This is a genomic window from Acidisoma sp. PAMC 29798, assembly GCF_030252425.1.
GTDB lineage: Bacteria > Pseudomonadota > Alphaproteobacteria > Acetobacterales > Acetobacteraceae > Acidisoma > Acidisoma cladoniae.
The window spans coordinates 4,099,561-4,113,818 of the sequence record NZ_CP126994.1 but is presented as its reverse complement, the minus strand read 5'-3'; the positions used below and the strand labels follow the sequence as shown (position 1 = coordinate 4,113,818).

The window sequence follows — 14,258 nt, the reverse complement described above, 5'->3', positions numbered from 1 at the left end:
GATCCGCTATGGATGAGGAGACCATCTTCGCTCCGATGACCGGGGTCGGGCGCAATGCGGTGACCGCGCTGCGCCTGAGTGGGCCGGGCACGCGGCAGGCGGTGGAAGCCCTCGCCGGTAACTGTCCGCCGGCGCGGCGCGCAACCTTGCGCAGCCTGCGTGACGGTCAGGGCGAAGTGTTGGACCGTGCCATGCTGCTGTGGCTGCCGGGACCCGCGAGCTATACCGGTGAGGATGTGGCGGAGCTGCATCTGCATGGCGGACGTGCCGTGCTGGAGGGGGTGGCCGAGGCGCTGCTGGCGCTGGGTCTGCGCCTCGCCGAGCCCGGAGAGTTCAGTCGCCGCGCCTTTCTCAATGGCCGCATGGATCTGGTGCAGGCGGAGGCGGTGGGGGACCTCGTCGCCGCCGAGACGGCGGGGCAGAGGCGACAGGCTTTGCGCCAGATGGCCGGCGACCTGGGCCGGGTGTACCAGGACTGGTCCGATCGGCTGGCGGGCGTGCTGGCCCATCAGGAGGCGCTGATCGATTTTCCGGATGAGGCGCTGCCGCCGGAGATCGAGGCGGCGCTGATGGCGGATATTGCAGCGCTGCGGGCGGCGCTGGACGGGCATCTCTCGGATCGGGCGCGCGGCCAGAAGATGCGAGACGGTCTCGTTTTTGTCGTCCAAGGCGCGCCGAATGTCGGCAAGTCCAGCCTCGTCAACGCCCTCGCGGGGCGGGATGTGGCGATCGTCTCGGCCACGCCCGGCACGACGCGGGACGTGCTGGAAATTCCCCTTGTGTTGGGCGATGCGCCGGTGACCTTGATCGACACGGCGGGGCTGCGGGAGACGGCGGATCCGGTGGAGGCCGAGGGTGTGCGACGTGCGCGGGCGCGCGCAGGGCAGGCGGATCTGATCATCAGCCTTGTCAGCATCGGTGTGCCGATGATCGATGAGCCAGTTGGGGACGCCGTCCGGATGGTGGTCGCGACCAAGGCGGATCTCGGGTCTGTTCCGCCGGATGCAGATCTTGCCGTCAGCGTGCTCACCGGCGCGGGCATGGACATCTTGCAGGACCGGCTGAGCGCTTTCGCGCGGGAAGCGACAGCGGCGGCCGGCCCGCCGCCGATGACGCGGGAACGGCACCGGGCGCTGGTGCAGCGGGCACGGGATCATCTGGCCATCGCGGCTTCCGAAGAGGAATCGGAACTTCGCGGCGAGGAGCTGCGTCTCGCGCTGGCCGCGCTGGGCGGATTAACGGGCAAAGTGGGCGTCGAAGCGTTGCTGGATCGTGTCTTTGGTGATTTCTGCATCGGAAAGTAGCGGACGGGGCGGCGCGGCTGTATGACCGCGCCATGAGAATGCCCATCCCATTGACAGATCAGGCGCGGGACTTCGACGTCGTCGTGGTCGGCGGTGGCCATGCCGGGTGCGAGGCGGCCGCAGCCTCGGCCCGCACAGGGGCGCGCACGCTGCTGCTGACGCATCGGGTCGCGACCATCGGCGCGATGTCCTGCAATCCCGCTATCGGCGGCATCGGCAAGGGCCATCTGGTCCGTGAGATCGATGCCCTCGACGGACTTATGGGCCGGGCGGCTGATCGGGCGGGCATTCACTTCAAGGTTCTGAACCGCAGCAAGGGGCCGGCGGTGCGCGGGCCGCGGGCGCAGATGGACCGGTCCCTGTATCGCGCCGCGATCCTTGCTTTGCTGACCGAGCAGCCGGGCCTGACCATCGCCGAGGGCGAGGCCGCCGATATCACGCTGGGGCCGGATGGCGCAGTGGCGGCGGTGATCGATGCCGCCGGTACGATCTATTCCTGCCGCGCCGTGGTGCTGACGACCGGCACCTTCCTCAATGGCACCATCCATATCGGCGCCGAACGTTCGGCCGGCGGCCGCACCGGGGAAGCGCCGTCCCTTCGGCTTGCCGAGCGGCTGCACGGCCTCGGCCTGCCGATCGGTCGCCTCAAGACCGGCACACCGCCGCGTCTGGAGCGGTCGAGCATCGACTGGGATGCCCTGGCGCGGGACGAGAGCGAGGACCCGCCCGAGCCTTTCAGCACCCTGACTGCGGCGATCCACACGCCGCTGATCGCCTGCGGCATCACTGGCACGACGCCGGCGACGCATGATCTCATCCGGCGACATTTGCATGAATCGGCGGTCTATGGCGGTCATCTCTCCGGCCGTGGTCCGCGCTACTGCCCCTCGGTCGAGGATAAGGTGCATCGCTTCCCGGACAGGGAGAGGCACCAGATTTTCCTGGAGCCCGAGGGTCTGGCCGGGAATCCCGGCGGCGATGTCGTCTATCCGAATGGCATTTCGACCAGCCTGCCAGCGGCGGTGCAGGAGGCGATGCTGCTCACCATTCCGGGCCTGGAGCAGGCGCGCATCCTCCGCCACGGCTATGCGATCGAATACGACTATGTCGATCCACGGGCGCTGACCCATGACCTGCAATTGCGCGCCCTGCCCGGCCTGTTCCTCGCCGGTCAGATCAATGGCACGACGGGCTATGAGGAAGCGGCAGCCCAGGGGCTGATGGCCGGGCTGAATGCCGCGCGCCTAGCCGGCGGTGCCACGTTGGTTCAGATCGACCGGTCGGAGGCCTATACCGGCGTCCTCATCGACGATCTCGTCACTCATGGCGTGACCGAGCCCTATCGGATGTTTACCTCGCGCTCAGAATATCGCCTGTCCTTGCGGGCGGATAACGCCGATCTTCGCCTGACGGCAAAGGGCATTGCCTGGGGTTGTGTCGGTGCCGCACGGGCCGCCGCCTTCACCGCGTTCCAAGCGGGCGTCGATCGCCTGCGAGACCGGTTGAAGGCTGAGCGGCATAGCCCGGCGGGCCTGGCCCAGCGGGGCCTGCCGATACGCGCGGACGGTCGGTTGCGCAGCGTCTATGAGGTTTTGTCCCTCCGCGCTCTGCCCGCCGAGACGATCCTGGCCGCCTTCCCGGAGCTGCGGGACATTCCCACGCGGGTCTACGAGTCCATTGAGACGGAGGCCCGCTATGCGGCCTATCTGGATCGGCAGGAGGCGGAAATCCGCAGCTTTCGACGGCAGGAGGATATCAAGATCCCCGAACATCTGGCCGTCTCGACCTTGGGCGGCCTCTCTGCCGAGTTGCGGGGAAAGCTTGCCGAAATGCGGCCGACATCGGTCGGCGCGGCATCGCGTATTCCCGGAATGACGCCGGCTGGCTTGGCGATCATCCTCGCCGGCCTTCGCAAATTCGAGGCCAGTGTTTCACGTGAAACAGTCTAAGCCGGTGACCCCTGACGACGAAGATGCCGAGAACGCCGCCGCGCTACGCGAGCGGCTGGATGTTTTTTCGCGCTTGCTGGTGCGGTGGAATCCCACGATCCGGTTGGTGAGCCAGCAGGATATGCCCCACCTCTGGCAGCGGCATGTCGAGGATTCGCTGCAGCTCATTCCGCTGATCCCGCGAGAAACCCCCCGCGCCGTCGATCTCGGTTCGGGTGGCGGTTTTCCGGGTCTGGTGCTGGCGATTGCGACGGGCATCCATTTCGACCTCATCGAAGCGGACGGGCGTAAAGCCGCCTTCCTGCGCGAGGCTGCGGCCGCCACGGAAGCGCCTGTCACGGTCCATGCCATACGGATCGAGGAGGTGCGATTGCCGCCTGTGGCCTTGGTGACGGCGCGCGCTATGGCGCCGCTGCGCCTGCTGCTGGACCTCGCATCACCTTTCCTTCTCCCCGGCGGAACCTGCCTGTTTCCCAAAGGCGGACGCGCCGAGGCTGAAATCACGGAGGCCGAGCGTGACTGGACCATGACCCTGCGCCGGGTGCCCAGCGCGACCGCGCCGGATGCGCAGATTCTTGCCATCAAATCGATCATGCGGCGTGAGGCGCCCGAGGCATGAGCGCCTCCTCCCGCGCGCGTGCCATGATCGCGCAAGATCGCGCCCTGGCGGCACGCTCCGCCGAGGCCGCCCGTCTTGCTGCAATCGGACCCGCACGCATCATCGCCATCGCCAACCAGAAAGGCGGCGTCGGCAAAACCACGACGGCGATCAATCTTGCCACCGCCCTGGCAGCGGCGGGGTATCGGGTGCTGCTGATCGACCTCGACCCGCAAGGCAATGCCTCCACCGGCCTCGGATTGCCGCGCAACGCGCGCGGCCGGGGCGTCTTCGCCGTGCTTGCCGAGGGCTTGCCGATCGCCGACGCAATACGCCCCACGCTCATCCCGGGCCTTACCATCCTGCCGGCGGACCCCGATCTGACGGCCGGGGAGATGGAACTGGTCTCGGCCACGGGCCGTGAGAAACGCCTGAAGGATGCGCTCGATGCCTGGCCAGGTCTCGCTGGCTGCGCCTTCGTCATCATCGATTGCCCGCCGAGCCTGGGCCTCCTCACCCTCAACGGATTGATGGCGGCGCAGGATGTGCTGGTGCCGCTGCAATGCGAGTTCTTCGCCCTCGAAGGCATCACGCAAATCACCCAGACGATCGAGGCCGTGCGGCGACGTCTCAATCCCGGCCTGTCGCTGCATGGCATCGTGTTGACCATGTATGATCGCCGCAACAATCTGTCGGAGCTGGTCGCCCAGGATGTCCGGGGCTTCTTCGGCAAAAAGGTGTATGAGACTGTGATTCCTCGCAATATTCGGATCTCCGAGGCGCCGAGCCACGGCAAGCCCGTGCTGGTCTATGACCTCAAGTCGCCAGGGTCGCAGGCCTATATCCGCCTCGCGGCCGAGCTGGTGGATCGGCTGGGCGCCGCGCCGAGCCGCGCCGCATGAGCACCGCACCCCGTCGCGGTCTCGGCCGCGGTCTCGCGGCCCTGCTCGGTGAGGACACGCCCGCGCCTGGCATGGAGATGTCGATCCAGCTCCTACCCCTCGATCTGCTGACGCCCGGCCCCTTTCAGCCGCGCCGCCAAGTCGACCCAACCGAACTCGCAGCCCTTGCCGCCTCCATTCGGGAACAGGGCGTCCTGCAGCCAATCCTGGCGCGGCCCGACCCCACGGCGGAGGGCCGCTACCAGATCATCGCCGGCGAACGGCGGTGGCGCGCCGCGCAACAGGCGGGGCTGCATGAAATTCCCGCGCTCGTTCGCGCCTTGGAAGACCTCGCGGCCATGGCCGCTGCCTTGGTCGAGAATCTCCAGCGCGAAGACCTCAATCCCATCGATGAAGGCGAAGGCTATCGCCGCCTGATCGAGGAGTTTTCGCTGACGCAAGACCGCGTCGCGGAAAGCGTCGGCAAATCCCGTAGCCATATTGCCAATACCATGCGGCTGCTGAAATTGCCGGCGGCCGTCCAGACGGAGCTACGGCGCGGCATCCTGACAGCCGGCCATGCCCGCGCCCTTCTGGCGCATCCCGATCCCGCGCGGGCCGCCCTCGTCGTCATCTCCCAGGGCCTCAATGTGCGGCAGACGGAAGCGCTGGTGACGCGCCAGAGCGAGGGCCAGCCGGCGCGCAAAGCCGTGCGCGAAAAGGACGCTGACACGCGCCTGATCGAGCGGGATTTGGCCGCGCGCCTGGGCATTGCCGTCTCCATCCATCCGCGCGGCCGGGGCGGCACGCTGCAACTGACCTATCAGAATTACGAACAGCTTGAGGGCATCCTCACCCTCCTCACACGGGCCTGACCGGATGATCCATTATCAGCTGCAATGCGATGAGGATCACCGTTTCGACGGTTGGTTCCAGGATAGCGGCGCTTTCGACAGGCAGGCCAAGACCGGCTTCGTCATCTGCCCGATCTGCAACAGTGCCGCCGTGACGCGCGCTGTAATGGCCCCAGCCCTCGGGCGTGGCACCAAGCGCCGCGAACGTATCGAGGCTGCGCCTGTGGCCATCACCGCCCCCGTTCCGGTGAGCCCGCCGACGAGTGTGATCGCCGAAAATGGGATGCCCGATGCGGTGCGTGCGCTGTTGCAGCGCTTGCGCGCGGAAGTCGAGCGGAACTGTGACTATGTCGGGCCTGGCTTCGCCGCTGAAGTGCGCAAGATCCACAAGGGCGAGATCGCGCAGCGCGGCATCTATGGGGAGACGACGCCCTCGGAAGCGGAGGCCCTGGCCGACGAAGGCATCGAGGTCGGTGTCTTGCCCTGGCTGCCGCGATCGGACTCGTGAGGGCCTAGGGCGCGATTCACGCATCAGGTTGAATCGCTACGCGATTGAGCGGATGCGATCTGGCTCTGAGTCTCTTGAAGACGGGCGAAGAGGACGAATGTTCCCTGCCCGGCGGAGCCTTTTTTACTTCCCTTTAATGGCCCAGCGTTGCGAAACGCATCGCGATTAAACGCGCGGGGCGCCTACTCCAAGCATGTTCTGAACCATCGGAAGATGTTCCCATGCTTGACCTTGTTCTCGTTGTCCTCGGCGCCGGGGGATTGCTGGCGATGCTCGCCTATGCCGCCCTCTGCGAGCGCGTCTAGCCATGATCGACCTGATCCTGGGCGGCATCGTCTCCGCCGGACTGCTGGTCTATCTCGTCGCGGCGCTCATCCGCCCCGAAGCGTTCTGAGGCCTTCTCATGACACTCCCCGGATGGGCGCAGATCGCCCTGGTGCTCGCCCTGATCGCGACGGCGGCCTTTCCGCTCGGCCGCTATATGGCCCGCGTCTTCGAAGCGCCCGCAAAACCGAGCGCATATTACAGACTACTCGGCGTTGACCCGACAAAGCCAATGGGCTGGCAGGGCTATGCCGGTGTCATCATGATCCTCAGCGCCATGCATTTCGTTCTGCTCTACGCCATGCTGCGGCTGCAATTCTATCTGCCCTTCAATCCGCAGCATATTGCCGGCATGTCCCCGCGCCTCGCCTTCAATACGGCGATGAGCTTCCTGACCAATACCAATTGGCAGGTCTATGTGCCGGAGCAGCAAATCTCCTATGGCAGCCAGATGTGGGGTCTGACAGCCCATATGTTCCTCTCGGCCGCCGCTGCCATGGCCGCTGCCCTTGCCGTGTCGCGCGCCTTCGGGCGCCGTGGCGTGGGCGACCTCGGCAATGCCTGGGTCGATCTCACGCGTATCATCACCCTGGTTCTGCTGCCGTTGGCGGTGCTCGTCGGCCTCGTCTTGATGATCGGCGGCGTGCCGCAAACCCTGTCCGCCTATCCGACCGCGACGACGCTGGAGCACGGCCAGCAGATCATCGCCCTTGGCCCGGTCGCCTTTATGGAAGCCATCAAGCTTCTCGGTACCAATGGCGGCGGCTTCCTGAATGCCAATAGCGCTCATCCCTTCGAGAATCCCAGCGCCTTTACCTGCCTGGTGCAGATCTGGTCCTTTCTTGTCATCCCCTTTTCGCTCGCGATCATGTTCGGCCATATCGTCGGTGACAAGCGGCAGGGCCGCGCGCTGTTCATCGCCATGGGCGTCTTGCTCGTCGCCGGCACTCTGGGCGTCTATGCGGCGGAATCCGCCAGCACGCCGATGATGGCGCATTTCGGTGTCGATACGGTCGCGGGCAATATGGAAGGCAAGGACGTCCGCTTCGGCGTGCCGCTGTCATCCTTCTTCGCCGCCGCCACCACAGGCACATCCTGCGGTGCGGTCAATACGATGCATGACAGCCTGACGCCGCTCGGCGGCGCCGTGACGCTGTTCATGATGGAACTGGGCGAGGTCGCACCGGGTGGTGTGGGGTCCGGCCTCTTCAGCATGATCGTCTATGCCCTGCTCGCCGTCTTCATCGCCGGTCTGATGGTCGGCCGCACGCCGGAATATCTCGGCAAGAAGGTCCAATCGCGGGAGATCAAGCTCGCCATGCTGGCGGTTCTGATCCTGCCGCTGGCCATGCTCGGCGGCACGGCCATCTCGCTCTCCACCGCCTCGGGCCTCGGCTCGCTGGAGAATGCCGGGCCGCATGGCCTGTCTGAGATGCTCTATGCCTGGACCTCGGCGACGGCGAATAACGGCAGCGCCTTCGCAGGCATCTCGGGTGACACACCCTTGCTCGACTACGGTCTGGCTACGGCCATGCTTCTCGGCCGCTTTGCCTTCCTGATTCCGGTCCTGGCCATCGCCGGCTCCCTTGCCGCGAAGCCGAAAATCGCAATCACGGCCGGAACCTTGCCGACCCATGGCCTGCTCTTCGTCGGCCTGCTGCTGGGGGTGATCATCATCCTGAGCGGATTGCAGTTCCTGCCGGCCCTGTCACTCGGCCCCATCGCGGAACATTTCGCGATGATCGCCGGCAAAACGTTTTAAGCCTTTTCAGGAATCATTCAGATGTCCAGTGTAAAGGCTGAAACCTTCAGCCTCTTCGATCGTGCCATCCTGCTACGCGCCAGCACGGATGCCTTCGTCAAACTCAATCCCGCCCAACTCGTGCGAAACCCGGTCATCTTCGTGACGGAGGTGGTGGCCATCCTGGTCTCCTTCCTCGGCTTGCGCGATCTTGTCACAGGCGGCGCCTGGGGCTTTTCGATCAGCATCGCCATCTGGCTATGGCTGACGGTGCTCTTCGCAACCTTTGCGGAGGCGGTCGCCGAGGGCCGCGGACGGGCGCGGGCCGAAAGCCTGCGCCGCGCGCGGTCCGATACCCTCGCCAAGCGACTGACGGACGTTCGCGACCGCAGCCGCACCGAGAATGTCTCCGCCACCACACTCGCCGTCGGTGACCTGGTGCTCGTCGAAGCCGGGGACATCATGCCCTCGGACGGCGAGGTGATGGCCGGCGTCGCGAGCGTCAATGAAAGCGCCGTGACGGGTGAATCCGCCCCGGTCATTCGCGAATCCGGTGGTGACCGCAGCGCGGTCACGGCCGGTACGCAGGTCGTATCGGATTGGCTGGTCGTGCGCATCACCGCCGCCGCCGGCAGCACCTTCATCGACCGTATGATCAAGCTGGTGGAAGGCGCGGAACGTCGCAAGACGCCGAACGAGATCGCCCTCAACATCCTGCTCGCCGGTCTGACGCTCATCTTTTTGATCGCCGTCGTCACCCTGGTCGGTCTCGCCCATTACTCGGGCACCAACCTGAGCGTGCCCGTGCTCGCCGCCCTGCTCGTCACCCTGATCCCCACCACCATCGGTGGCCTACTTTCGGCGATCGGCATCGCCGGCATGGATCGCCTGGTGCGCTTCAATGTCGTCGCCACCTCCGGCCGCGCCGTCGAAGCAGCCGGCGACGTCGATACTCTTCTGCTCGACAAGACCGGCACCATAACCTTCGGCAATCGCATGGCCGCGAGCCTTACCCCCGTTCCGGGCGTCACGGACCGCGCCCTTGCCGAAGCGGCCGTCTATGCCAGCCTGGGCGACGAAACCCCGGAAGGCCGGTCCATTTTGGGCTTCGTGCGCGATCGCCAGGGTTTTACGCTCGACGCTCCCTCCGATGCGACGCTGATCGCCTTCAGCGCCGAGACGCGGCTTTCGGGCCTCGACTCGGCGGGTCGTCAGTGGCGCAAGGGTGCGGTCGATGCCGTGCTCACCCTCACCGGCACCACCACCCCGCCGGCGGCCTTCACCCAGGCGGTGGACCGTATCGCGAGCGCCGGCGGCACGCCGCTGGCGGTGTCGGAGAATGGCCGCCTTCTCGGCGTGATCGAGCTGAAGGACATCGTCAAACCCGATATCCGCGCCCGCTTCGCCGAGCTTCGCGCCATGGGCATCCGCACCGTTATGATCACCGGTGACAACCGGGTCACGGCCGCCGCCATCGCAACCGAAGCCGGCGTCGATGACTTCGTCGCCCAGGCGACGCCGACCGACAAGCTGGCTTATATCCGCGCCGCCCAGGCCGAAGGGCGCCTCGTCGCCATGTGTGGAGACGGCACCAATGATGCGCCGGCCCTCGCCCAGGCCGATGTCGGCGTCGCGATGCAGACCGGAACCCAGGCGGCGCGCGAAGCCGGTAATATGGTCGATCTCGATAGCGACCCGACCAAGCTCATCGAAATCGTGGAAATCGGCAAGCAGCTGCTGATCACGCGCGGCTCGCTCACCACCTTCAGCATCGCGAATGACGTTTCCAAATACTTCGCCATTCTGCCAGCGATCTTTGTCGCGACCTATCCTGGTCTCGGTGTGCTCAACATCATGCGGCTGCAATCGCCGCATAGCGCCATCCTGTCTGCGGTGATCTTCAACGCCCTGATTATCGTGGCGCTGGTTCCCCTCGCCCTGCGCGGCGTCGGCTTCAAGCCGGTCAGTGCCAGCGCCATGCTCAGGCGCAACCTGCTGATCTACGGCCTGGGCGGCATCGTCGCGCCTTTCATCGGCATCAAGGTGATCGACGTCATCATCTCCGCCATCGGCGTTCATTGAGGTTCATGTCATGACCAGCCATCTTCGCCCTGCCTTCGTTCTGCTCGTGCTCACGACGCTGATCCTTGGTCTCGCTTTTCCGCTCGGCTTCGTGGGCGTCGGCGCGGTCGTCGCGCCCTTCCAGGCCGGCGGCAGTCTGATCCGGCAGAACGGGGTCGTCATCGGGTCCGCCCTGCTCGGACAGACGTTCACGAAACCCTGGTATTTCCAGCCGCGACCCTCCGCTGCCGGCAAGGGCTACGACGCCACCTCTTCCGGTGGCTCCAACCTCGGGCCGACCAGCGCGGCCCTCGCCACGGCGCTGAAAGCGCGGGTCGCCACCGCCGGCCCCGCGCCGATCCCGGCCGATAGCGTCACGGCGTCCGCCTCAGGCCTCGACCCGGACATTTCGCCCGCCAATGCGGCGCGTCAGGTGGCGCGCGTGGCCGCCGCCCGCCATCTGCCCGTGGCGCAGGTGCAGAGCCTGCTTGACCAGCATGTGGTCGGACGCTTGCTGGGCTTCATCGGCGAGCCGCATGTCAATGTGCTGGGCCTGAACATCGCACTGGACGCCGCCTCTCCACCCCCGACCTGACGCGGCGAGGTAGCGCTGAACCCTGGTTAGCCGGTATCACTGGCTATGCAGGATGATCGCCGACCCGACCCGGATGCCTTGGCAGCGGCGCTCGCCGTGGCCCATCGCGCGCCGCTCCGTATCTTCCTCGGCGCGGCACCGGGTGTCGGCAAGACCTGGGAGATGCTCAATGCCGGCCGCCAGCGCGCCGCCGAGGGCGTCGATGTCGTCATCGGTGTGGTCGAGACGCATGGCCGGGCCGAGACCCAGGCCCAGATCGGCGCCCTGCCGATCCTGCCGGCCCGCCGCCTCGCCTATCGCGGTCAGACGCTGGAGGAGTTCGATCTCGCCGCCGCCCTAGCGCGACGCCCGCAGCTCCTTCTCGTCGATGAACTGGCCCATACCAACGTCCCTGGCAGCACCCATGCTAAGCGCTGGGAGGATGTGGCGGAACTGCTGGAAGCCGGTATCCCGGTTTGGGCGACCCTCAATGTCCAGCACCTCGAAAGCCTGAACGACGACGTCGCCCGCATCACCGGCGTTCGTGTCACCGAGACACTTCCGGATCAGGTCCTCGAACTTGCAGCTGAGATCGAGCTCATTGACATTACGCCATCGGAACTTCGGAAGCGGCTGACCGAGGGAAAGGTCTACCGGCCAGAAACGGCACGTCGGGCGCTGGACGCCTTCTTTCGCGAAGGCAACCTGACGGCCCTGAGGGAGATCGCGCTGCGCCGAGTCGCCCAGCATGTCGATGCCGATGTGCGGGACTATATGCGCGCCAATGCCATCAAGGGTCCTTGGCCGGCGGGGGACCGCGTTCTGGCCCTCATCGGTGCCGATAACGCGGCGGAAGGCGTTGTTCGCCACGCCAAGCAATTGGCCGATGCGCTGCGTGCCCCCTGGATCGCGCTGCATGTCGAACGCCCGAAAGACAGTGTCAGCGGCTTGCTGAAGGCCCAGACCCCGGCCGCGTTGGCAGGCCGATTAGGCGCCGAGGTGGAAACCCAGGCCGGTCGGGATGTCGTGACCATCGCCCTCGATCTCGCGGCGGCACGGAATGTGACGCAGATCGTAGTCGGGCGTCCACGGCCTCGGCGCTTTAGGTGGAAGCTGCCCGTGGCGGCGCAATTGCTGCGCCAGGGCGCGGATTTCCACCTCCATGTCGTGCCATCGACGGTGCAGCGCTCACCCCGGCGATTCCGACCGCATGTGCCAACCGCGCCCCTGCCTTGGGCGATGGCCATCGGCATGATCGCGGCCGTGGTGGCGGCGGGTGAGCTGTGTCGCCCTTGGGTTGATCACGAAGCCCTGGGCATGGTGTTCCTGGCCGCTGTCATGGCCGTCGCGGCCTTGCAGGGGCTGACGGTCGGTCTCGTCGCAGCGGCGCTCGGCTTCGTCTGCTGGAACTTCTTCTTCATCCCGCCGCTCTATCAACTCACCATCGACAATCCACGCGACGTCATCGCCCTCATCGTCTTCGCGATCGTCGCGGCCTCCTCCGGTGTGCTCGCCGGCCGTGTCCGGGCCGAGGCCGTCGCCGCCCAGGGTCGGATCGAAGGTCTGCGACGCATCGGCCTTTTCAGTCGCCGCCTCGGCGAACCGACGACCGAGGAGGAGTTGATGATCGAAATCGCCCAGCAGGCGGCAGCCCTGGTACCCGCCGCCGCGGTACTGACGGAGGGGCCGAGCGGATTGGTGACCCGCGCTATCCGCCCGGAAACCAGCGGGCGCCTCGATGAGGGCAGCCTGGCCGCCGCGCGCTGGGCCCTGAGCCGGCAGGAGGAGGCGGGCGCCGGCACGCCCACCTTGCCCTCGGCCGCCTGGCGTCTGCTGCCCATCCGCACGGCGCGGGGCGTCGCCGGGGTGCTCGGTATCCGCCCGCCTGAGGATGGCGGTTTGTCCGGTCCCACCTTGCAGGCGGTGGCGGCGCTCGCGGATCAGGCAGCCGTCGCCCTGGAACGGGTACACCTGTCCGGCGAAGCGGCGCGCGGTGCGGCGCTGTCGGAAACCCAGGCGCTGCGTACGGCGCTGCTGAATTCCCTGTCGCATGATTTGCGCACGCCGCTGACCGCCATCCGGGGTGCGGCCGAAACGCTGCGCGCCGCCTGGGCGCAATTGCCGGATGAGACACGCGCCGACCTGCTCGCCAGCATCGAGGAGGATGTCGGTCGCATGACCCGCTTCCTGGGCAATATCATGGACCTCACGCGCCTCGAAGGCGGGGATATCGCACCGCGCCTGATGCCGGTGCCGCTTGGCCCTCTGGTCGAGGCGGTCGTCGCCCGCGTGCCGGAGGCGCTGCACTTGGCCGTCAGCCTGCCGGAGGGCGGTGTGACGGTGAAGGCTGATGCGGGCCTTCTGGAACAGGCCTTGACCAATATCGTCGAGAATGCGGTGAAATACTCGCCTGTCGGCACGGGAATCGTGCTCCGCGCCGCGGTGGGGGACGGCATGGCGCGAATCTCGGTCGCCGATGAAGGGATCGGCATTCCACCCGAGGATTTGCCGAATATCTTCGACAGCTTCTACCGCGCCCGGCGGGGCGATCGCGTGGTGCCGGGCACCGGCCTTGGCCTCGCCATTGCGCGCGGCTTTGTGCAGGCCATGGGCGGCACGATCACCGCCAAAAGCCCGCGTGACGATCTGGCGCGCGATGGTCTGCCCGGCACGATCATCACCATTACGCTTCCGGCAGCCGGCCCTCTGGTCGCGGCATGACGCCGGCGCTTGGCAAGATCCTCGTGATCGACGACGAGAAACAGATCCATCGTTTCCTCGCGCCGGCGCTGATTGCCGCCGGCTATGCCGTGGAACAGGCGATGACGGCGGCCGAAGGTCTGCGCCTGGCCGCAGCGCGCGCGCCAGATCTCGTTTTGCTCGACCTCGGACTGCCGGATGAGGATGGCCAGCAGGCTCTGCAGCGGCTGCGGCAGTTCAGCGAGGTGCCCGTGATCATCCTGTCCGCGCGTGACCGTGAGGGCGAGAAGATCACGGCGCTGGATAATGGCGCAGATGATTATGTCGAAAAGCCTTTCGGCGTCGGCGAACTTCTTGCCCGCATTCGCGCCGCGCTGCGCCATCGCCGCATGCAGGAGGGGGTGGAGACGGTGCTTCAGGCCGGGCCGCTGACGCTCGATATCGGTAAGCACGAGGCGCGTGACGGTGGCGTCTTGCTGGCCCTCAGCCGCCGCGAATATGCGCTGCTGGAGATGCTCATGCGCAACCTCGGCAAGGTGATCACGCATCGGCAGCTTCTCACCGCCATCTGGGGCCCGGCGCATGCCGAGGATATGCAATATCTGCGTGTCTATATCTGGCATCTTCGCCAGAAGCTGAGCGAACCGGCGCTCGCTTTGCTGATCAACGAGCCCGGTGTCGGTTACCGTTTGTTGGAAGCACCGATGGGCTGATGGTGGATGACGCTGCGCTTATCCACCCTACGACGTGGATGGCGGGCGGAT

12 protein-coding genes are annotated in these 14,258 nt (G+C 66.4%); all 12 read left to right on the top strand.

What is annotated here, in order from left to right:
* Nucleotides 1-8: 8 nt before the first annotated feature.
* The 12 genes from mnmE (at nucleotide 9) to QP803_RS19720 (ending at nucleotide 14,207) form a co-directional block, all read left to right on the top strand.
* The gene (gene mnmE / locus QP803_RS19770; protein ID WP_284945178.1) at nucleotides 9-1,304 is read left to right on the top strand and encodes a tRNA uridine-5-carboxymethylaminomethyl(34) synthesis GTPase MnmE; all 1,296 of its coding nucleotides are present in this window, start codon (nucleotides 9-11) and stop codon (nucleotides 1,302-1,304) included.
* Between the two features lie 32 nt (nucleotides 1,305-1,336).
* On the top strand, nucleotides 1,337-3,253 hold the full coding sequence (gene mnmG / locus QP803_RS19765; protein WP_284945177.1) for a tRNA uridine-5-carboxymethylaminomethyl(34) synthesis enzyme MnmG: 1,917 nt from the start codon (nucleotides 1,337-1,339) through the stop codon (nucleotides 3,251-3,253).
* 4 nt (nucleotides 3,254-3,257) lie between these two features.
* Nucleotides 3,258-3,872: a 16S rRNA (guanine(527)-N(7))-methyltransferase RsmG gene (gene rsmG / locus QP803_RS19760; RefSeq protein ID WP_284945176.1), complete on the top strand. Its 615-nt coding sequence runs from the start codon at nucleotides 3,258-3,260 to the stop codon at nucleotides 3,870-3,872.
* On the top strand, nucleotides 3,869-4,753 hold the full coding sequence (locus QP803_RS19755; RefSeq protein ID WP_284945175.1) for a ParA family protein: 885 nt from the start codon (nucleotides 3,869-3,871) through the stop codon (nucleotides 4,751-4,753). Before rsmG ends, QP803_RS19755 begins: the two co-directional genes overlap by 4 nt.
* A complete protein-coding gene (locus QP803_RS19750; RefSeq protein ID WP_284945174.1) occupies nucleotides 4,750-5,607 on the top strand; it encodes a ParB/RepB/Spo0J family partition protein in 858 nt (285 codons plus the stop codon). The genes QP803_RS19755 and QP803_RS19750 overlap by 4 nt, the downstream gene beginning before the upstream one ends.
* 4 nt (nucleotides 5,608-5,611) lie before the next feature.
* The gene (locus tag QP803_RS19745; RefSeq protein ID WP_284945172.1) at nucleotides 5,612-6,094 is read left to right on the top strand and encodes a DUF1178 family protein; all 483 of its coding nucleotides are present in this window, start codon (nucleotides 5,612-5,614) and stop codon (nucleotides 6,092-6,094) included.
* A gap of 307 nt (nucleotides 6,095-6,401) precedes the next feature.
* Complete coding sequence (gene kdpF, locus QP803_RS24095; RefSeq protein WP_350356103.1) at nucleotides 6,402-6,488, top strand: K(+)-transporting ATPase subunit F; 87 nt, start codon at nucleotides 6,402-6,404, stop codon at nucleotides 6,486-6,488.
* A gap of 9 nt (nucleotides 6,489-6,497) precedes the next feature.
* Nucleotides 6,498-8,180, top strand: a complete 1,683-nt coding sequence (kdpA, locus tag QP803_RS19740; RefSeq protein ID WP_284945171.1) for a potassium-transporting ATPase subunit KdpA — start codon at nucleotides 6,498-6,500, stop codon at nucleotides 8,178-8,180.
* Nucleotides 8,181-8,201: 21 nt separating this feature from the next.
* The gene (gene kdpB / locus QP803_RS19735; RefSeq protein WP_284945170.1) at nucleotides 8,202-10,241 is read left to right on the top strand and encodes a potassium-transporting ATPase subunit KdpB; all 2,040 of its coding nucleotides are present in this window, start codon (nucleotides 8,202-8,204) and stop codon (nucleotides 10,239-10,241) included.
* Nucleotides 10,242-10,251: 10 nt separating this feature from the next.
* Nucleotides 10,252-10,815, top strand: a complete 564-nt coding sequence (gene kdpC / locus QP803_RS19730; protein ID WP_284945169.1) for a potassium-transporting ATPase subunit KdpC — start codon at nucleotides 10,252-10,254, stop codon at nucleotides 10,813-10,815.
* 45 nt (nucleotides 10,816-10,860) lie between these two features.
* Nucleotides 10,861-13,515: a sensor histidine kinase gene (locus tag QP803_RS19725; protein WP_284945168.1), complete on the top strand. Its 2,655-nt coding sequence runs from the start codon at nucleotides 10,861-10,863 to the stop codon at nucleotides 13,513-13,515.
* Nucleotides 13,512-14,207 (top strand): response regulator, encoded by a 696-nt coding sequence (locus QP803_RS19720; RefSeq protein WP_284945167.1) that lies wholly within the window; start codon nucleotides 13,512-13,514, stop codon nucleotides 14,205-14,207. The genes QP803_RS19725 and QP803_RS19720 overlap by 4 nt, the downstream gene beginning before the upstream one ends.
* The last annotated feature ends 51 nt before the right edge of the window (nucleotides 14,208-14,258 follow it).

Excerpts from the sequence above, each read along its gene's own strand:
- mnmE (WP_284945178.1), top strand. The coding sequence starts at position 9 with ATGGATGAGGAGACCATCTTCGCTCCGATGACCGGGGTCGGGCGCAAT.
- mnmG (WP_284945177.1), top strand. The coding sequence starts at position 1,337 with ATGAGAATGCCCATCCCATTGACAGATCAGGCGCGGGACTTCGACGTC.
- QP803_RS19755 (WP_284945175.1), top strand. The coding sequence starts at position 3,869 with ATGAGCGCCTCCTCCCGCGCGCGTGCCATGATCGCGCAAGATCGCGCC.
- QP803_RS19750 (WP_284945174.1), top strand. The coding sequence starts at position 4,750 with ATGAGCACCGCACCCCGTCGCGGTCTCGGCCGCGGTCTCGCGGCCCTG.
- QP803_RS19745 (WP_284945172.1), top strand. The coding sequence starts at position 5,612 with ATGATCCATTATCAGCTGCAATGCGATGAGGATCACCGTTTCGACGGT.
- kdpF (WP_350356103.1), top strand. The coding sequence starts at position 6,402 with ATGATCGACCTGATCCTGGGCGGCATCGTCTCCGCCGGACTGCTGGTC.
- kdpA (WP_284945171.1), top strand. The coding sequence starts at position 6,498 with ATGACACTCCCCGGATGGGCGCAGATCGCCCTGGTGCTCGCCCTGATC.
- kdpB (WP_284945170.1), top strand. The coding sequence starts at position 8,202 with ATGTCCAGTGTAAAGGCTGAAACCTTCAGCCTCTTCGATCGTGCCATC.
- kdpC (WP_284945169.1), top strand. The coding sequence starts at position 10,252 with ATGACCAGCCATCTTCGCCCTGCCTTCGTTCTGCTCGTGCTCACGACG.
- QP803_RS19725 (WP_284945168.1), top strand. The coding sequence starts at position 10,861 with ATGCAGGATGATCGCCGACCCGACCCGGATGCCTTGGCAGCGGCGCTC.
- QP803_RS19720 (WP_284945167.1), top strand. The coding sequence starts at position 13,512 with ATGACGCCGGCGCTTGGCAAGATCCTCGTGATCGACGACGAGAAACAG.